The 17,522-nt window shown below is 70.8% G+C and carries 17 protein-coding genes and 1 pseudogene; 7 read left to right on the top strand and 11 right to left on the bottom strand.

Translation table 11 applies throughout. The features are described 5' to 3' along the window. Positions 1-316: pseudogene (locus ACFV2X_RS37010) on the top strand (hypothetical protein); the annotation flags it as partial. Positions 317-393: 77 nt separating this feature from the next. On the opposite strand, the gene ACFV2X_RS37015 reads toward ACFV2X_RS37010, so the two are convergent. Then, the gene (locus ACFV2X_RS37015; RefSeq protein ID WP_385625360.1) at positions 394-729 is read right to left on the bottom strand and encodes a cupin domain-containing protein; all 336 of its coding nucleotides are present in this window, start codon (positions 727-729) and stop codon (positions 394-396) included. A 72-nt stretch (positions 730-801) separates the two neighbouring features. On the opposite strand from ACFV2X_RS37015, the gene ACFV2X_RS37020 reads away from it, so the two are divergent. Further along, a complete protein-coding gene (locus ACFV2X_RS37020; RefSeq protein ID WP_385625363.1) occupies positions 802-1,737 on the top strand; it encodes a GlxA family transcriptional regulator in 936 nt (311 codons plus the stop codon). A 157-nt stretch (positions 1,738-1,894) separates the two neighbouring features. On the opposite strand, the gene ACFV2X_RS37025 is transcribed toward ACFV2X_RS37020, so the two are convergent. From ACFV2X_RS37025 to add, 4 genes are all read right to left on the bottom strand, one after another. Continuing rightward, positions 1,895-2,509, bottom strand: a complete 615-nt coding sequence (locus tag ACFV2X_RS37025) for a DUF4232 domain-containing protein (RefSeq protein WP_385625366.1) — start codon at positions 2,507-2,509, stop codon at positions 1,895-1,897. Between the two features lie 141 nt (positions 2,510-2,650). After that, positions 2,651-3,472, bottom strand: coding sequence for a MerR family transcriptional regulator (locus ACFV2X_RS37030; RefSeq protein WP_385625369.1), 822 nt, complete (start codon positions 3,470-3,472; stop codon positions 2,651-2,653). Further along, entirely contained in the window at positions 3,465-4,007 is a 543-nt protein-coding gene (locus ACFV2X_RS37035) for a VOC family protein (protein WP_385625371.1), read from the bottom strand. The genes ACFV2X_RS37030 and ACFV2X_RS37035 overlap by 8 nt, the downstream gene beginning before the upstream one ends. A 78-nt stretch (positions 4,008-4,085) precedes the next feature. Continuing rightward, on the bottom strand, positions 4,086-5,033 hold the full coding sequence (gene add, locus ACFV2X_RS37040) for an adenosine deaminase (protein WP_385625373.1): 948 nt from the start codon (positions 5,031-5,033) through the stop codon (positions 4,086-4,088). Between the two features lie 188 nt (positions 5,034-5,221). Between add and rocD the strand changes: the two genes are divergently transcribed. Next, a complete protein-coding gene (gene rocD, locus ACFV2X_RS37045) occupies positions 5,222-6,451 on the top strand; it encodes an ornithine--oxo-acid transaminase (RefSeq protein WP_385625504.1) in 1,230 nt (409 codons plus the stop codon). Between the two features lie 85 nt (positions 6,452-6,536). On the opposite strand, the gene ACFV2X_RS37050 is transcribed toward rocD, so the two are convergent. Further along, positions 6,537-7,277: a TetR/AcrR family transcriptional regulator gene (locus ACFV2X_RS37050; protein ID WP_385625376.1), complete on the bottom strand. Its 741-nt coding sequence runs from the start codon at positions 7,275-7,277 to the stop codon at positions 6,537-6,539. Positions 7,278-7,371: 94 nt separating this feature from the next. Between ACFV2X_RS37050 and ACFV2X_RS37055 the strand changes: the two genes are divergently transcribed. Beyond that, a complete protein-coding gene (locus ACFV2X_RS37055; RefSeq protein WP_385625379.1) occupies positions 7,372-8,817 on the top strand; it encodes a DHA2 family efflux MFS transporter permease subunit in 1,446 nt (481 codons plus the stop codon). A gap of 10 nt (positions 8,818-8,827) precedes the next feature. Here the strand turns inward: ACFV2X_RS37055 and ACFV2X_RS37060 are convergent, their stop codons facing one another. The 3 genes from ACFV2X_RS37060 to ACFV2X_RS37070 all read right to left on the bottom strand — a co-directional run bounded on the left by ACFV2X_RS37060 (position 8,828) and on the right by ACFV2X_RS37070 (position 11,947). After that, positions 8,828-10,018, bottom strand: coding sequence for a glutathionylspermidine synthase family protein (locus ACFV2X_RS37060; protein WP_385625381.1), 1,191 nt, complete (start codon positions 10,016-10,018; stop codon positions 8,828-8,830). Positions 10,019-10,051: 33 nt separating this feature from the next. Further along, the gene (locus ACFV2X_RS37065; protein WP_385625384.1) at positions 10,052-10,399 is read right to left on the bottom strand and encodes a hypothetical protein; all 348 of its coding nucleotides are present in this window, start codon (positions 10,397-10,399) and stop codon (positions 10,052-10,054) included. A gap of 87 nt (positions 10,400-10,486) precedes the next feature. Beyond that, a complete protein-coding gene (locus tag ACFV2X_RS37070; protein WP_385625387.1) occupies positions 10,487-11,947 on the bottom strand; it encodes a PLP-dependent aminotransferase family protein in 1,461 nt (486 codons plus the stop codon). Between the two features lie 47 nt (positions 11,948-11,994). Between ACFV2X_RS37070 and ACFV2X_RS37075 the strand changes: the two genes are divergently transcribed. The 3 genes from ACFV2X_RS37075 (at position 11,995) to ACFV2X_RS37085 (ending at position 14,393) form a co-directional block, all read left to right on the top strand. Beyond that, positions 11,995-12,495, top strand: coding sequence for a carboxymuconolactone decarboxylase family protein (locus ACFV2X_RS37075; protein WP_385625390.1), 501 nt, complete (start codon positions 11,995-11,997; stop codon positions 12,493-12,495). Beyond that, on the top strand, positions 12,492-13,283 hold the full coding sequence (locus ACFV2X_RS37080; RefSeq protein WP_385625393.1) for an isocitrate lyase/phosphoenolpyruvate mutase family protein: 792 nt from the start codon (positions 12,492-12,494) through the stop codon (positions 13,281-13,283). Before ACFV2X_RS37075 ends, ACFV2X_RS37080 begins: the two co-directional genes overlap by 4 nt. A gap of 255 nt (positions 13,284-13,538) precedes the next feature. Next, the gene (locus tag ACFV2X_RS37085; protein WP_385625396.1) at positions 13,539-14,393 is read left to right on the top strand and encodes a S1 family peptidase; all 855 of its coding nucleotides are present in this window, start codon (positions 13,539-13,541) and stop codon (positions 14,391-14,393) included. A 79-nt stretch (positions 14,394-14,472) separates the two neighbouring features. Here the strand turns inward: ACFV2X_RS37085 and ACFV2X_RS37090 are convergent, their stop codons facing one another. After that, on the bottom strand, positions 14,473-15,468 hold the full coding sequence (locus ACFV2X_RS37090; RefSeq protein ID WP_385625398.1) for an ABC transporter substrate-binding protein: 996 nt from the start codon (positions 15,466-15,468) through the stop codon (positions 14,473-14,475). A 2-nt stretch (positions 15,469-15,470) separates the two neighbouring features. Next, positions 15,471-17,510, bottom strand: coding sequence for an ABC transporter permease (locus ACFV2X_RS37095; RefSeq protein ID WP_385625400.1), 2,040 nt, complete (start codon positions 17,508-17,510; stop codon positions 15,471-15,473). Positions 17,511-17,522: the final 12 nt, after the last annotated feature.

Genomic DNA, 17,522 nt, shown 5'->3' on the forward strand with positions numbered 1-17,522 from the left:
CGTACCACCCCTGGAGGTAGCACACTGGCTACTGCGCCCAGCCAGAACGATCAAAGCCACCTTCCAGGAACCTCAGAAAGCCTCGGCCTGGTACCAAGACCAGGTCACCCAACTGACCCCCACCTTCATGACCCACCACGACAAAAACCCCACCCGACAAGCCGAACGCTTCGCCGCCGCAGAAGACCGCCTCAGCTGGGGCGGAGACGTCATCGGCGGCTGGTACCTGCGAGGCACCGGATTCGCCTCAGTGCAGCTGGTCGCCTGCAGCGCGAACCGGACCCGCCCGACCATCCCCTGCCCGACACTCCCCTAAGTCCTGTCCGGCGGATCTTGTGACCGTCGTGGTCTCGGGTCGCTGGTCGGCGGACTGTGCGTGGGAGCGGCGGACCGCTAGCCCTCTGGGTAGAAGAGGAACAGCGTGCAGCCGGTGGTGGTCGAGGGCACATGCCACGACCCGGCCGGGGCGTGCAGGAACGTGCCGGCCGGGTAGTCGCGTGCTCCGTCGTTGAAGGTGCCGGCAACCACGTAGACCTCCTCCGGGCCGGGCTCGTGGACATCGCGGTGCGGCCAGGAGGTGCCCGCCTCCATCTCCAGCACGTTGGCGTGCGCGCCGGCCGGTCCCCGCCACAGGGGACGCAGCCGGATCCCGGGGAACAGCTCACGGACCGGGGATTCGTCGACAGAGACGGAGGTGTAGCCCTCCTGCGCGAGGATCTCGGGGTGCATGCCTGCAACAGTGCCGTGCGTGGGCCGCGGCAGGACAGAGTCTGAGATGACATCATGGGGTACTTTCCTGCCATGCATCGCGTGGTAACCCTGGTGCGGCCAGTGCAGTCGACGTTCGAACTCGGCTGCGCCGTCGAGGTCTTCGGCACGAAGCGGTCAGGGGTACCGCAGCACTACACATTCGAGACATGCGCGGAGACACCCGGCCCAGTGCCGACCACGGGCGGGTACGCGATATCCGTGGCGCAGGGCCTGTCGGCGCTCGAGGCCGCGGACACCGTGATCATCCCGGGCTGGCTGCCGGTGGAAGAGCCGCTCTCCGATCCCGTACGCCGGGCTCTGCTGCGGGCGCACGCGCGTGGGGCGCGGCTGGTCACGATCTGCTCCGGGGTGTTCGCGCTGGCCCGCACCGGACTGTTGGACGGCCGCTCGGCCACCACGCACTGGGCGCGCGCCGAGCAGCTGCGGCGGGAGTTCCCCCGGGTGCGCGTGGAGCCGGACAGGCTCTACGTGGATCACGGTGACGTCGCCACCAGCGCCGGTGCGGGCGCGGGGTTCGACCTGTGCCTGCATCTGGTCCGGCACGACCACGGGGCCGCGTACGCCGCCCTGCTCGCACGGCACATGGTGCTGCCGCCGCATCGCGAGGGCGGCCAGGCGCAGTACGCGCCGCCTCCACCGCCCGGGGATGCGCTGGGTGGCCTGCTCGGATGGGCCGACGAGCGCCTTGAGACACCGTTGTCGGTGGACGACCTGGCCGCGTACCTCGGCGTCTCACCCCGCACCCTGGCCCGACGCTTCGCCGACCAGCTCGGCACGAGTCCGGGTGCATGGTTGCTCTCCCGCCGGGTGGCCGCGGCACGCACCCTGTTGGAGGAGACGGACCTGCCAGTCGAGGCGATCGCGGCCCGCGTCGGCCTCAGCTCTGCGGTCAATCTGCGCCGCCGCTTCCGCGCCCAGACAGGCACGACCCCGGGCGCCTACCGGCGAGCGTTCCGGGTCCCATGATTCGCTGGACAGCACACCTAGCCACCGCTGGGAAGTGCCACCCTCCCTGATGCCCCCTGCGCGGAAAGCCGATGGCCCCCGCGGGGGCGGGGGCCATCGGGGCGGGAAGCCGGGGGGAGGCGGCTCCCCGAGTCTGTGGGCCGAGCCCGGAGGGGCGTTAGTCGAGGGCGTTGGTCAGGTCGCTCTGCCAGTAGGTGACCTTGGCGCTGTTGTCGATGTAGACGGAGCCGCCGGGGAGTTCGACGGACTTGGAGTCGTCGGAGCCTTCGAGGTAGACCTCCAGGGAGGTGGCCTTGTAGCCGTTCTGGCCCGAGCCGTCGGCGGAGGAGGTGCGGATGCCCGCGTAGGCAGTCTCGCCGGGGGCGAGGGTGACCACGGCCTGCGGCTTGCTGTCCTCGTACACCGGGGTGGCGGCCTGGGCGTCCTCGCCGAACTTCAGGATCGGGTAGCCGGGCATGTTGCAGTCCACGCCCGCGTGGTTGTTGACCTCGAGCACCATGTAGTTCACCGGCCGCTGAACCGACTTGACGCCGACCGTCAGCTTGTTGATGTCACACGGGCCGATCTCCTGCTCCGAGTTGTCGGAACCCTTCTTCGCACCGCCCGCGGCGTCGAGGCGCTGATCGCTGTGCTCGGCCGGGGCCTCGCTCTTGGTGCCGGTGCCCTCGTTGCTGTTGCAGGCGGTGAGGGTCAGGGCGGCGACCGCGGTCAGGCCGACGGCGGCCAGGCGCATGGTACGGGCTCGGCGGGCGGTGAAGGCGGTGATCGACATGTGAGTTCCCCCCAGATGGACTTGGCCGTTTCCGGTGTGTCTTTCTCGGTACGGCTCAAGCCTCCCGCCCCCCGCTGTCGTGCCACTGCCGCCCGGCTGCCGAGCCGCTAACGTCCCACTAACGCCCCGCGGACCCGCGCTCTACTGCCAGGTCGCGGTGTCGGGGTCGATGCCGTGGGCGCGTGCGCTGGCGTCGATGATGCGGCGGAACCACGTGGCAAGGCCGGCGCGGATGCCGTCGTAGTGGGCAGCAAATCCCGGATCGGCGTCGTACATGCGGCCGAGACAGACCTGCATCTGCCTGGTGAGGGGAAAGTACGAAGCAAAGACCTCGCGGTGCCGCTCGACGAGTTGATTCGCTTCCGGGCTACCAGGTGCGGCACCGGCGTCCATCGCGTCCCCGAGGGCGCGGTCGAGGCCGGCAACGGCGTCGGCGACGGTCTGCCATTCCTCCGGGCCGCGGGAGGCCGAGCGTTCGGCGTACTGCCGCCATTGCGTCGTGTCTCCGTACCGCTGACGGGCTTGGGCGGGCGAGTCCGGGTTCCACTGGGGGCCGAAGATCGCGGCCTGCTGCTCGGCGGTCAGCAGCAGGCCGCGCTCGTGGGCGTCGATCATCCGGTCCAGTCCGGCGCTGAGCTGCTGGAGGCGGTCGATCCGTTCGGCGACCTGGGTGCGCTGCGCGCGCAATGCGCCGGGCACGTCCGCGGTCGAGTCGTCCAAGATGGCCCGAATCCTGTCCAGGCCGAGACCGAGCTCACGGTAGACGACGATGCGGTGCAGGCGTTCCAGATCGCCAGCGGTGTAGAGCCGGTATCCGGCAGCCGTGCGCAGCGACGGTCGCGCCAGACCGATCTCGTCCCAGTGGTGCAGCGCGCGGACTGTCACGCCCAGACGCGTCGCGACCTGGCCGACGGTCAGGCCAGCGGCGTCAGCGGCGTCAGCGGCGTCAGCGGCGTCAGGCATGTTCCTCATTGTCGCCGTGGCCGTCGCCGTCGCCCGGTGGGGCGATCCCGATGGCTGCAAGGTTCCGCGCCTCCTGGCCGGCCGGATCAAAGGGCTTGGCCGCGGTGAAAACGATCCGTGCGTTCTCGGGGGTGATCACCTCCACATCGCGGGTGTTCCAGGGAGTGTCCCGTGGACCGTCGACCGAGTCCGGGCGCAGCGCACGGCATGCCTCGGCAAGGGAATCGACCTGGCTGAGCACACCCGAGAAACTGAAGCTCATCGCTGGTGGCTGCTCCGGAACGCTCGCCGCCGTGACGAGGAGTACGTCCTGGAACGCCCACCGGCGCAGATGCACAAGCCTGCCGGGGATGCTGAACAGCTCGAAGAACCCGAGCCCACGGATCCAGAAGTCCACCGACGCCGCCAAATCGCTCGTGGGGATCGTCACGAACGCGGGCATTCCGTAGATGCCACGGAACGGCTCCGGCGGAACCGCGTCCGGGCCGGGATCGGGCACGGGGCTCATCTCAAACGCGTTGTAGTAGTCGCTCACGCGCCCCACCCTCCGGCCTCACGCAACGTGAGGGTCAAGCCGGATTCGCCCGACGATCCCCTGCCCGATGAGCCGCCCTCACCCGCTCAGCCATTGCTCGATCTCGGTGCTGATCTGCGCCTTCAACTCCGCGGGGGCGAAGCTGCCCTCGACCGAGGCGCGGGCCAGGTTGGCCAGTTCGGCGTCGCCGTACCCGAAAATCTCCCGGGCGTGCTGGTACTCCGCCGCCAGCGACGTCTCCCCGTCTGTGTTCACGGTGACCGTCAGACCGGCCTCGACCAGGCGCGGCAGTGGGTGCTCCGCCAGTGACGGCACCAGGCCGAGCAGGACGTTGGAGGAGGGGCAGACCTCCAGCGGCACACGGCGTCTCCGCACCTCGGCCACCAGGTCCGGATCCTCCAGTACGCGGATGCCGTGGCCGATCCGCTCCGCATGCCCCACCGTCAGGGCCTCCCGGACACTGTCCGGGCCGGCCGTCTCCCCGGCATGGTGGACCAGGTGCAGCCCCGCCTCGCGGGCGGCCTGGAGTACGTCGGCGAAGGGCGCCGCCGGGTAGGACTCGTCTCCCGCGAGGCCGATGGCGATCACCTGCGGGTACCGGGTGGCCAGCTTGAGGCTGTGCCACAGCCGCTCGACGGGGCGGCGGCGCGAGTGGTCCAGGATGACCCGGGTGTGGATGCCGTACCGTTCCGCGCCGGCGGCCAGTCCCTCCAGCACGGCTTGCAGCGGCATCTCCGGATCACCGACGCGCTCGCCGTGGGCCGCGGCGGTGAAGGTGACCTCCGCGTAGCGGACGCCCTGGCCCGCCTCGTCCTGACAGAACTCCTCGGCGATACGGCGGAAGTGCCGATGGTCGCGCAGCAGCGCGCGCACCGCGGCCCGCTGGTCGGCGAACTCCCGGAAACTGGTGAACGGCCGGTCCTGGGCGGGCGGCTCGCCTCCCAGCTCGCGGATCGTTGCGGGGCGGACGGTGCTTTCCAGGTGGGTGTGCAGATGGGCCTTGGGCAACAGCCGAAGATCTCTCACGGCAGGACCCTAAGCAGTCGGGGCCCGCGGCGCCGACATTATTTTCGACGCCGCCGCGGCCGGGCGTCGGCCCGCCCCAGCGGACCGGCCTCGCAGGCCGGCCCCGCGCCGTAAAGTTTCTTCGCAAACCACCCGGGCGACGATAGAAAAGAGCACAGATCAGCGCCGACACCGAACGGAGCATGATTTTGACCTCAACGGAACGCGCCATCGCCGCCGCCGAGGCACACAGCGCGCACAACTACCATCCGCTTCCGGTCGTCGTCGCGTCCGCGGAGGGCGCCTGGATGACCGATGTCGAGGGGAGGCGGTACCTCGACATGCTCGCCGGGTACTCCGCGCTCAACTTCGGGCACGGCAACCGGCGGCTGATCGACGCCGCGAAGGCCCAGCTGGAGCGGGTCACGCTCACCTCCCGCGCGTTCCATCACGACCGCTTCGCCACCTTCTGCTCACAGCTGGCCGAGCTGTGCGGCATGGAGATGGTGCTGCCCATGAACACGGGGGCGGAGGCGGTGGAGACGGCCGTGAAGACCGCTCGGAAGTGGGGCTACCGGGTCAAGGGCGTCCCGGACGGCCGGGCGAAGATCATCGTCGCGGACAACAACTTCCACGGCCGGACGACCACCATCATCAGCTTCTCCACCGACCCCGAGGCCCGGGCCGACTTCGGTCCGTATACGCCGGGCTTCGAGATCGTGCCGTACGGCGATCTGGCCGCGATGGAGGCGGCCCTGGGCGGCGCCGGCGAGGACGCGGTGGCGGTGCTGCTGGAGCCGATCCAGGGCGAGGCGGGGGTGCTGGTGCCGCCGGCCGGCTATCTGGCCGGGGTCAGGGAGCTGACCCGGGCGCGGAATGTGCTGTTCATCGCGGATGAGATCCAGTCCGGCCTGGGGCGTACCGGCAAGACCTTCGCCTGTGAGCACGAGGGCGTCGTCCCGGATGTGTATGTGCTGGGCAAGGCGCTCGGCGGGGGCGTGGTGCCGGTGTCGGCGGTGGTGTCCTCGCATGAGGTGCTTGGCGTGTACGGGCCGGGCGAGCACGGTTCGACCTTCGGCGGCAACCCGCTGGCCTGCGCGGTAGCGCTGGAGGTCATCGCCATCCTGCGGACCGGTGAGTTCCAGCAGCGGGCGGCGGAGCTCGGCGAGCATCTGCACAGCGAGCTGGGGCTGCTGGTGGACAGCCCGGCGCACCAGCGCGGCGGCGTACGGGCCGTACGCGGGCGGGGGCTGTGGGCGGGGGTGGACATCGACCCCTCGTACGGCACCGGGCGGCAGATCTCGGAGAAGCTGATGGACCGGGGCGTGCTGGTCAAGGACACCCACGGCTCCACGATCCGGCTCGCGCCCCCGCTGGTGATCAGCAAGGAGGACCTGGACTGGGGCCTGGACCAGTTGCGGGCCGTCCTGGCCGGGTGAGCGCCCCCGCCTGACCGACTGACGGAGCTGCCGGAGGGCCGTCGGGCGCCCCGCAGCGCTCGGCGGCCCTCCGAAGGATCACCTGTCAGGGACTCGCAGCTCCCAGCCCGTCGATCATCAAGCCGATGGTGAAGTCGAAGCGATCGTGGACCGTTCCGGCCGTGAGCTCGGCGGCGTAGCGCTTGGTCTGCGGGAACGTATCGGGCAGTGCGGCGAATCGGCCCAGTAGTTCATCGCGGCTGACGACCCAGTCGTCGTCGCCGCGGCTGAGCCGCCTGTTCGCCAGCGAGAGTTCGAGGCTGTAGGCGTTGACGTAGAGCGACAGTGAGTCGATCGCCCAGGCGGCAGCCTGCGGGGCGATGCCCCCGGCGAGCAGGATGGCGAGCATTCCCTCGCTGACGCGCAGCGTGTCCAGATTGGACGGAGCGGCGGCGAACGCCGCCTGGGAGATTCCCGGGTAGCGCAGATACTGGTCGCGCAGCTGGGTGCAGACGCTGATGATCTGCTGCCGCCAGCCGGCGGGGTCCGGTTCGGGCAGGTCGATCTCGGCGCACAGCCGGCCGAGGAGCAGTTCGTCCAGGTCCTCTTTGTTGACGACGTGGGCGTAGAGCGACGACGGCCCCGTCTCCAGCGCGGTGGCCAGGCGCCGCATCGTCAGGGCTTCGTATCCCTCTTTCTCCACGATGCCGAACGCGGTGCCGATGATGGCGTCGACCGTGATCGGCTTCTTGCGCCCGCCGGACGGTCCACGCCGGGCCGCTGGTGCGCTCGAACCGGTGCCGAGCTGGTGCCGCGCTGCGCGCCGTTCCTGCGGAGTCGGTGACATACGGGCAGTCTAGCGAATCGACGAACAGTGTTCTACATCACTCCGAACAGTGTTCGCATTGCCTAGAACACAGTTCTGTCATAGAACAGTGTTCGTGTCTATTGACCAGCACATATCTCAAGCGCCCGCCCAAGGCCCCCTGCCACTGCGCACCGCATGGCTCGTCCTGGCCGTCGTGGTCCTGGCCGACATCATGGATCTGATCGACTCGAGCATCGCCAACCTCGCCGGCCCGTCCATCCGCGCCGATCTCGGCGGCGGCGAGGTGACGGTGCAGTGGGTGCTGAGCGCCTACACCGCGGCCTTCGCCCTCGGCCTGGTCACCTCGGGACGGCTCGGGGACCTGCTCGGGCGACGGCGGCTGTTCCTGCTCGGCATGACCGGCTTCACCCTGACCTCGCTGGCCTGCGGTCTCGCCCCCGACGCGGTCTTCCTGATCATCGCCCGCACCCTGCAGGGCCTGTGCGGTTCGGTCATGATCCCGCAGGGGCTGGCCCTGGTGAAGGTCGTGTTCCCGCCCCAGCATCTGCGCAAGGCGCTGACCCCGGTCGGCCCGCTGATGGGCCTGACCATGGTGGCCGGGCCCATCCTGGCCGGCTGGCTGCTCCACCTGGACCTGTTCGGCAGCCAGTGGCGCTCCATCTTCCTGATCAACGTCCCGTTCGGCATCGTCGCCGCCGTACTCGGCCGACGGGTGCTGCCCCGCCACGGCGGCGAGGACCCGGCCGCCCGCCTCGACCTCACCGGCGTCGGCCTGCTCACCGCGGCCTCGGCGCTGCTCATCATCCCGCTCATCCAGGGACGCGAACTCGGCTGGCCCGCCTGGACGTACGTCATGATGGCCGCCGCGGTCGTTCTGCTCGCGCTGTTCGTCGTCTCCCAACGGCGCAGCGAGCACCCGGTCATCACCCCGTCGCTGTTCCGCAAGCGCAGCTTCGTCGTCGGCCTGGTGATCGTGGCCGGGTTCTACGCATCACTCAGCGCGTTCGTCCTCGTCATCAACCTGCTGCTGCAGCAGGGCATGCACTGGACACCGCTGCACACCGGCCTCACGCTGATCCCCTGGGCCCTCGGCACCGCCGTCGCCGTCCTGCTCGCGGGCGCCGTGCTGGCCGAGAGGCTGGGGCGCGCAAGCCTGCACCTGGGGCTGTCCATCGCCGTCGTCGGCCTGCTGGCCCTGTGGTGGTCCATCGCCCACTGGGGCGCCGACATCACCGTCTGGAAGCTGGCGCCCGCGCTGCTGTTCGCCGGATTCGGCTCCGGGCTGGTGTTCGTCCCGCTGGTCGATTTCATCATCGGCGATGCCACCGCCGAAGAAGTCGGCACCGGCGCCGGCCTGCTCAACGCCGTCCAGCAGTTCGCCGGCGCCATCGGCGTCGCCGCCCTCGGCACGGTGTTCTTCGCCCGGGTCGGGCACCCGTCCGGCCATTCCTGCTTCGCCGCCGCGGAACTGGTCTTCGGCATCGCCGCGGGCCTGAACTTCCTGACGCTGCTGCTGGTGGGCCTGCTGCCCACCCACGCCCAGCAGGCGCACGGCTGAGCCTGAACTGTCAGAGGATCACATGTGGCAGAAAGCGCGCGTATTCGTCGGTGATCAGCCCCGCCGACTCGCGGATGCCGAGCCCCGCCGACTCGCCCTCGACGACCCAGGTCCCGAGCACCACCCGGTTGCCGTCGAAGTCGGGCAGCGGCGCCAGCTCCTGGTAGCAGCATGCCTCGTCCCGTACGACGGGCTCCGCGCCCGCCCGGTGCACCGTGACGCCCGCGCCTTCACGGCCCAGCAGCGGCTTGGCGACGTACCCGGTGGTGCGGGCCAGCTCGCGGGGGCCGTCGAGGTAGGCGGGCAGCAGGTTGGGGTGGCCGGGGAACAGCTCCCACAGGACGGCCAGCAGCGCCTTGTTGGACAGCAGCATCTTCCAGGCGGGCTCGATCCACAGGGTGGAGCCGGTGCCGCCGCCGTTGTCGAGCGTGTCCAGGGCATACGGGCCGAACCGGTCGGTGGCCAGCCACTCCCAGGGGTAGAGCTTGAAACAGGCCCGGATGAAGCGGAACCGCTTGTCGACGAAGCGGCCGGAGAGACGGTCCCAGCCGATGTCCTCCATCGAGATCGCCTCGGTGCGCAGCCCGGCCTGCTCGGCGGTCTCGCGCAGATACGCGACCGTCATCAGGTCCTCGCCCAGCTCGTCCCCGGCCGAGTGCGCGAAGTACAGCGGCGCGCCCGGCGGCAGCAGCGCCGCCTGCCGCTTCCAGGCGTCGACCAGCCGCTCGTGCAGGGAGTTCCACTGGTCGGCGCCGGGGAAGCGGTCCTCCATCCAGAACCACTGGGCGCTGGCCGCCTCCACCAGTGAGGTGGGCGTATCGGCGTTGTACTCCAGCAGCTTGGCCGGGCCGCCCGGACCCCCGTCGTAGCGCAGGTCGAACCGCCCGTACACGCTGGGCTGTTCGGACCGGCGGCGCCAGGACTCGGCGACCAGGTCGGCCAGCCGCGGATCATCGATGCCCAGGTCGGCGAAGCGGTCCGCCTCGACGATGTGCTCGGCCGCGGCCAGGCACATCCGGTGCAGCTCCTCGACGACCTCTTCGAGCGCCTCGACCTCGGGGAGGGAGAACTCGTAGTAGGCGCTCTCGTCCCAGTACGGGCGCAGCGAACCGTCGGGGTAGCGGGTCAGCGGATAGATGACGCCCTGTTCCTCGACGGTGGGCTGCCAGTCGGGGCGCGGGGTGAGGGTGTGACGCTTCATGGTCCGAGCTGCTTCACAGTCCGTGCCGGCCGGTCAGCCACCGCCGGAGCCGGAGCAGCCGAAGCCGCCGCGGTCCGCGGCCTTGCTCTTGTCGAAGGTGCCGTAGTCGGCCCAGCCGCCGCCGACGTCGGAGTCGTAGTACCAGTCGCCGTCGACGGACTTCTTCTTGCCGCGGCTCTTCTTGCCGGCGGTGGACGAGGAGGAGGAGTTGCAGTTGTTGGAGTCGACGACGCGGTAGCCCTTGATCGCGTCGTAGCTGTTCCGGTCCACACAGCGCTTGTCGGGCTCGGAACCGCAGGAGGTGAGCGCGGCCGCGAGCGCGCCCATGCCGCCCAGGATCACCGTGCTCGACCGTAGTTTGCGCCGCCCTGTCCGCTCCATGGCGTCTCCCCCGTGGCCTGTTCTTTCGACCGTGTTTTGACTGGCCGCCAGCCTAAAGGGCGCGGTCGCACATTTGAACGGCGGGGCTCATATGGGAAGTGCCCGGCACAGCGCCTCCAGCGCGCCCGAGAAGGCGTGGTCGGGCGGGGTCCCGTAGCCGACCACCAGGGCGTCGCCCACCGCGTCCTCCAGTACGTCCCCCCGCACGTCGTCATCGTCGTCCGCCGCGTACCGGAAGCGGGCAAGTCCGTCCATCGCCAGGCCCTGCCAGGCCGCGCCCTGCAGCACGGACCGCTCGGTCCCCGGCGGGAGTTCGAGCACCGCGTGCAGCCCCGCCGCGATCCCCCGCACCCGTACCCGCGGGGCGTGCTCGGCCAGCGCCGCGACCAGTTGGTCACGCCGGCGCCGGTAGCGCAGCCGCATACCGCGCACATGGCGGTCGTACGCCCCGGACTCAAGGAACTCGGCGAGCGTCAGCTGGTCGAGACCGCCCGTCGGCCACTCCCCCGTCCCCTTGGCCGCCAGCAGCCCGTCCATCAGGTGGCCGGGCACCACCATCCAGGCCAGCCGCAGCACGGGCGCCAGGCTCTTGCTCGAAGTGCCCAGGTAGAGCACCCGCTCGGGGTCGAGCCCCTGGAGCGCCCCGACCGGGTTGCGGTCGTAGCGGAACTCCCCGTCGTAGTCGTCCTCGACCACCAGACCGCCCGTACGGGAGGCCCAGTCGACCACGGCGGCACGGCGGTCGGGGTGCAGGGACACCCCGGTCGGGAACTGATGCGCCGGGGTGAGCAGTACGGTCCGTACGCCGGTCAGCCCGGCCAGCTCGTCCGTGCGGGCGCCGCGCTCGTCGACCGGCAGCGGTACGGTGCGCAGCCCGGCGCGGCGCATGACATTCCAGTGGAGGTCAAGACCGTACGACTCGACGGCCACCTCCCGCTCGCCCGCGGCCCGCAGCACCCTGCTGAGGACGGCCAGGCCCTGTTGGAACCCCGCGCAGATCACGATCCGCTCCGGGTCGGCCCGCACCCCGCGGGCGCGCGCCAGATAGTCGGCGAGGGCGCGGCGCAGCTCGGGGCGCCCGCGCGGCCCGCCGTACGCGAAGGCGTCGTGCGGCGCCGCGGTCAGGGCCCGCCGGGCGGCGGAGAGCCAGGCCGCGCGGGGGAAGGACGAGACATCGGGCGAGCCGGGCCGCAGGTCGTAGGTGGGGCGGCGGCGCGGTTCGGCGGTCGGCGGGGTGCGCGGGGGCGTGGGCTCGGGCGGTACGACGCGCGCGGCGACGCGGGTTCCCGAGCCCTGCCGGGCGGTGAGCCAGCCCTCGGCGACCAGTTCGCCGTACGCGTCGGCGACGGTGTTACGGGCGATGCCGAGGTCGGCGGCGAGCGAGCGGGAGGAGGGCAGCCGGGTGCCGGGGGCGAGCCGGCCGCCGCGTACGGCGTCGCGCAGGGACCGGATGAGCGCGGCGCCCACCCCGGCCCCGCCACGCTCCGGTAGATCAAGATGCAGATCGGCGCCGAGGCCGGCCTGGGAAGTGGCCCATGAATCCTCCATGGAAATGGACCATACTCCTGGGCTACTGACGTCCTAGCGTGGTAGCCATGACGACGACCAACAAGACACCCGAGACACCCGAGACAGCTCAGAGCACCCACGACCACGGCCCCCGTATGCGGCTGGCCAATCTGGCCCCCGAGTTCTACAAGGCGATGGTCGGCCTCGACGCGGCCGCCCGTAAGGGCCTCGACCCCGCCCTCGTCGACCTGATCAAGATCCGTGCGTCGCAGATCAACCACTGCGCCTTCTGTGTCCATATGCACACCCGGGACGCGCGCAAGGCGGGCGAGACCGAGGAGCGCATCAACCTCCTCAGCGCCTGGGAGGAGGCGTCGGGCTTCTTCACCGAGAAGGAGCGGGCGGCGCTCGCGCTGACCGAGGCCGTCACCGTGCTGACCGACGGCTTCGTCCCCGACGAGGTGTACCAGCGGGCGGCGGCCCACTTCGAGGAGGCCGAACTGGCCCAGGTCATCGCCGCGATCATCGCCATCAACGCCTGGAACCGCATCGGCGTCAGCACCCGCATGGTGCCGGGCAAGGCATGACCGGCACGAGCACGACCGGCGCGACGACGCTGCGCGCCCTGCACCACGGCCGGGCCCCCGGCGACCCGCTCGTCTTACCCAACCCCTGGGACGCGGCCACCGCCCGCGTCCTGGCCGCGGCGGGCTTCCCCGCGCTCGCCACGCCGAGCGCGGGGATCTCGGCCTCGCTGGGCTACCGGGACGGCGAGACTCCGGCCGACGAGATGTTCGCCGCGGTCGCCCGGATCGCCCGCGCCGTGGACGTGCCAGTGACGGCGGACATCGAGGACGGTTACGGGCTCGCCCCCGCGGAAATTGTCGACCGGCTGCTGGAGGCCGGCGCCGTGGGGTGCAACCTGGAGGACGGCGACCGGGCGGCGGACGCGCTCAAGGACGCGCGGCGGCAGGCGGACTGGCTCGCCGAGGTCCGCGCGGCGGCGGGCGACAGCCTGGTCATCAACGCCCGCGTCGATGTCTTCGTACGCGGCGAAGGTGCCAGGGGCCGCGGGGCGGGCGGCAGGACGGACCCGGCGGACCAGGACCGGCTGGTCGAGGAGGCCATCGACCGCGGGCGGCGTTACGTGGCGGCGGGCGCCGACTGCGTCTACCCGATCTTCGCGCCCCCGCGGCTGCTCCCCCGGCTCGCGGCCGGCATCGGCGCCCCGCTCAACGCGATGGCCGACCCGGACGGCCCCTCCATCCGCGAACTCGGCGAATCGGGTGCGACCCGCATCACGTTCGGCCCCCGCCTCTTCCGCCGGGCGCTGGCGGCGGTGGAGGACATCGCCGAACAACTACGCCCGGCGTAATGTCACATTCCCGACAAGAGAACCCGCCAAAAGAATGCAGCTCTCCTGATTCATCACCGCAAAACTGACCAATATCGCCAACCGGATTCCCCCGGCAATAAAGCGGCATACAAAGCCGCTGGACACGTCTGCGGGGCGGGGTTATCGTGCACTCGAAATTCGCGAAAAGCAGTACGTAAAACGGGGAGCAACAAAAGAATGAACAACCTTACAGGGGAGCGCGCAGCGGGCGAACGCCGGGGGGCCGCAAGGTGGTTGGCGACCCGTGCGCTGCTGGCCGCGGCGCTTTCCGTCGGCGCGCTCGCCGGGGCCGGGACGGCGCAGGCCGAGGAAAATCCCTCGACTCCGACCCCCAGGATTATCGGCGGCCATGACGCCACCGAAAACTACTCGTTCATCGTTTCCCTGCAGAAGGAAAGGAACGGGGACCCCGACGGTCACCGTTGCACCGGCGCGCTGATCCGCAAGGACTGGGTCGTTACCGCGGCGCACTGCGTCACCACAGCGGGTACCGACTCGGCCCCGTACACGGTCATGGACCCGGCGCTGTTCCACGTCCGGGTGGGCTCCAATGACCGGACCACCGGCGGCACCGTCGCGAAGGTCAAGAAGATCGAGGTCGACCCCGGGTACAAGGCGCTCGACGAGCGCTCCGAGGGCTACGACGTGGCGCTCCTCCAGCTCGACACCGCGCTGACCAACAAAACGGTCCCCCTGGCGTCCACGTCGACCAAGGCGGGCACCGCGGTCCGGCAGCTCGGCTGGGGCTACACCGCGACCGCCGACGTCGGCGACCCGACAAAGCTTCCGGTGAAGCTTCAGGAGCTCGACACCAAGGTGATCGACCCGACCACGGAAAAGTGCCGGGTGGACGCCACGGGGGACGACTCGTGGGGCATCCGCGAGGGCGATGTGTGCACGGACAACCCGCAGGACACCTACGGTCCGTGCGGCGGTGACTCCGGTTCACCGCTGCTGAAGAAGGTCAACGGCCGCTGGCAGCTCGTCGGCGTGGACAGCCGCGGCGTCGGCGAGATCTGCGGGTCGACCCCGGACATCTACACCGACCTCCACTACCACCGCTCCTGGCTGAACAGCGTCATCGGCTGACGAGGCCGACCAGTCTGACGAAGTCCGAAACGCGGTACAGCCGCACGCCGACACACGTCGGCGTGCGGCTGTACCTGTCTCAGGGCAGCCACTTCTTCCAGACGTCCGGGTGCTCCTTGACCCACTTCTCCGCCGCGTCCTCCGCGGAGAGCCCGTCCGAGGCGATCAACTCGGAGACCGCGTTCTGGTCGTCCTCGGTCCAGTGGAACTTCTTCAGGAACTCCGCCGCCTTGCCGCCCTTCCTGGCGAAGTCCGCGTTGAGATACTTCTGCAGCGGGGTGGTCGGATAGGCGCAGTCGAAGGACTTGGGGTCCTCGGCGCCCTTCGCGGCGCATGCGTCCGTGTACTTCGCCAGCTTCACCTCGACCATCGGCACCTGGTTGAACAGCCACTGCGGCGCGTACCAGTAGCTCAGGAACGGCTTCTTCTCCTTGGCGAACTGTTTGATCTGGGTGATCTGCGCCGCCTCCGAACCCGCGAAGACGACCTGGTAGTCCAGGTCCAGGTTCTTCACCAGCGCCTTGTCATTGGTGACATACGACGGCGAGCCGTCCAAGAGCTGGCCCTTGCCGCCGCTTTCAGCCGTGCGGAACGTCTTGGCGTACTTGTTGAGGTTCCGCCAGTCGGTGACATCGGGGTGCGCGTCGGCGAAGTACTTGGGGACGAACCAGCCGATATGGCCGGTGACACCGAGATCGCCGCCGGGCGCAATCGTCTTCTTGTCCTTGACGTAGCGCTGCTCCTGGTCCGGGTGGCCCCAGTCCTCCAGGATGGCGTCAACCCGCCCCTGGCTGAGCGCGTCCCAGGCGGGGACCTCGTCGACCTGGACGGTGTCGACGCGATAGCCCAGCTCGTGGTCGAGGAGGTATTCGGCGACGGCGACATTGGACTGCGCGCCGACCCAGGACTGGACGGACAGGGTGACGCTCTTGGTGCCGCCGACGTTCGCGTACGGCGAGGACTGCTTGGTCATGTCCGCCGCGCCGCAGCCGGTCGCGGTGAGCAGGGCGGTGACCCCCGTGGCGGCCGTCAGCAGCCGGGTGCGGGTACGGCGCCGGGTATGGGTGCTCGGCACGGTCAGGCTCCCTTCTTCGGGCGGCGCGCCGTCGGCTGCGTCACCCGGTCGAGCATCAGGCCCAGGCAGACGATCGCCGCGCCCGCCACCAGGCCGGTCGCCAGATCGCCCTGGGCCAGGCCGAAGACCACGTCGTAGCCGAGCGCGCCGGAGCCGACCAGGCCGCCGATGATGACGACGGCCAGCACCAGCACCACGCCCTGGTTGACGGCGAGCAGCAGCGCCGGGCGGGCCAGCGGTAGCTGGACCTGGCGCAGTTGCTGGCCGCGGGTGGCGCCGAGCGAGCGGGCCGACTCCAGCGCGGCCGGGTCGACGTTGCGCAGGCCCTGCGTGGTGATGCGGATGACGGCGGGCAGGGCGTAGACGATGGCCGCGGCAGCCGCCGGGGCCCGTCCGACGCCGAACAGCGCGACCACCGGGATCAGATAGACGAACTGCGGCATGGTCTGGCAGATGTCCAGCACCGGGCGGAGCAGCCGCTCCAGGCGGGGCGAGCGGGCCGCCGCGATACCGATCGCGAAGCCGAGGACGAGCGTCACGGCGACGGCGGCCAGCACCTGCGACAGGGTGTCCATGGCCGGGTCCCACACGCCGAGCACGCCGATCGCGGCCAGGGCCAGGACGGCGGTCAGCGCGGTGCCCCAGGTGCCGATCAGCCAGGCGAGCGCCGCGACGATCAGCAGCAGCGACCACCACGGGAGGCCCTGGAGCGCGCTGCGCAGCGGGTCGAGGACATGGGTGACGTAGCCGGACGCCCAGTCGGCGGTGCCGCCGACCACCGGCACACCGGAGTAGAGGTGGTCGACCATCCACTCCTTGGCGGTGTTGACGGGTTCGGCGATGGCCAGGGTCCAGCCCTCCGGCCAGGTGGCCGAGCCGGCGGCCCGCCCGGCCAGCGCCACGACGGCGGTGCCGGCTGCGACCCCCGCCCAGGCGTACCAGCCGCGCAGCCACCGCGGGCCGGTCTCCCGGTCCGTGCCCAGGCGCAGCCCCGCGGCGGCGGTGGTGCGGTCCAGGACGACGGCGAGCAGCACGATCGGGATGCCGGCGGCGAGCGCCTTGCCCACGTCGACGGCCGACAGCGCCTGGTAGACGCGGTCGCCGAGCCCGGCGCCGCCGATGACGGAGGCGATGACGGCCATGGACAGCGCCATCATGATCGTCTGGTTGACGCCGAGCAACAGCTCCTTACGGGCCAGCGGCAGCCGGGCCGACAGCAGCCGCTGCCGCCCGGTGGCGCCGAGCGAGGCCACGGCCTCCATCACCCCGGCGTCCGCGCCGCGCAGCCCCAGCGCGGTCAGCCGGGCCATGGGCGGGGCCGCGTAGATGACGGTGGCCAGCACGGCGCCGGGCACGCCGATGCCGAAGACCATCGCGACGGGCAGCAGATACGCGAAGGCGGGCAGCACCTGCATGGTGTCGAGCACCGGCCGCAGCGCCCGGTACGTACGCTCCGAGAGCCCGCCGGCCAGCCCGAGCAGCATCCCGATGGCCACCGATACGGCGACGGCGACGGCCATCAGCGCCAGGGTCTGCATGGTCGGCACCCACATCCCCAGCAGCCCGCACACCGCGAACGACACGGCGGCGGTCACCGCGACCCGCACCCCGGCGACCCGCCATGCGAACAGCGTCGCGGCGGCGGTGACCCCGGCCCAGCCGAGGGCCAGCAGGGTGAGGTAGACGGCGCGGATGGAGACGATGACGGCGTTGCTGATGTGGCCGAAGAAGTAGAGGAAGATCCAGTGGCTGTCGCGGTTGTCGATGATCCAGTCGCTCGTCTTGCCCAGCGGCTCCGACACATCGACGGTCAGCGCGCCCGGCCAGCTGCCGCTGTGCCAGCGGATGGCGGCGAGGGGTACGAGGGCGGCGGCGATCAGGGCGAGCAGGGCCAGCTTGCGGACGGCGGGGCGGCGGGCCGCGGCGCGCAGCGCGCCCGGGGGCGCGTCGGTGGACTTCGAGACGTCAGAGACGTCGGAGCCATCGGTGGCGGAAGTGGAGGAAGTGGCGGAGGTGGAGTGGCTGGTGGTCGCGGCGGTCATGCGCGCCCCCGT

This window comes from Streptomyces sp. NPDC059679 (genome assembly GCF_042734105.1).
GTDB lineage: Bacteria > Actinomycetota > Actinomycetes > Streptomycetales > Streptomycetaceae > Streptomyces.

What these genes read in the sequence shown, in the direction of transcription:
- ACFV2X_RS37025 (WP_385625366.1), bottom strand. Translation starts at nt 2,509, where the DNA reads ATGTCGATCACCGCCTTCACCGCCCGCCGAGCCCGTACCATGCGCCTG.
- ACFV2X_RS37095 (WP_385625400.1), bottom strand. Translation starts at nt 17,510, where the DNA reads ATGACCGCCGCGACCACCAGCCACTCCACCTCCGCCACTTCCTCCACT.
- ACFV2X_RS37075 (WP_385625390.1), top strand. Translation starts at nt 11,995, where the DNA reads ATGACGACGACCAACAAGACACCCGAGACACCCGAGACAGCTCAGAGC.
- ACFV2X_RS37015 (WP_385625360.1), bottom strand. Translation starts at nt 729, where the DNA reads ATGCACCCCGAGATCCTCGCGCAGGAGGGCTACACCTCCGTCTCTGTC.
- ACFV2X_RS37060 (WP_385625381.1), bottom strand. Translation starts at nt 10,018, where the DNA reads ATGAAGCGTCACACCCTCACCCCGCGCCCCGACTGGCAGCCCACCGTC.
- ACFV2X_RS37020 (WP_385625363.1), top strand. Translation starts at nt 802, where the DNA reads ATGCATCGCGTGGTAACCCTGGTGCGGCCAGTGCAGTCGACGTTCGAA.
- ACFV2X_RS37080 (WP_385625393.1), top strand. Translation starts at nt 12,492, where the DNA reads ATGACCGGCACGAGCACGACCGGCGCGACGACGCTGCGCGCCCTGCAC.
- ACFV2X_RS37070 (WP_385625387.1), bottom strand. Translation starts at nt 11,947, where the DNA reads ATGGAGGATTCATGGGCCACTTCCCAGGCCGGCCTCGGCGCCGATCTG.
- ACFV2X_RS37065 (WP_385625384.1), bottom strand. Translation starts at nt 10,399, where the DNA reads ATGGAGCGGACAGGGCGGCGCAAACTACGGTCGAGCACGGTGATCCTG.
- ACFV2X_RS37030 (WP_385625369.1), bottom strand. Translation starts at nt 3,472, where the DNA reads ATGCCTGACGCCGCTGACGCCGCTGACGCCGCTGACGCCGCTGGCCTG.
- ACFV2X_RS37050 (WP_385625376.1), bottom strand. Translation starts at nt 7,277, where the DNA reads ATGTCACCGACTCCGCAGGAACGGCGCGCAGCGCGGCACCAGCTCGGC.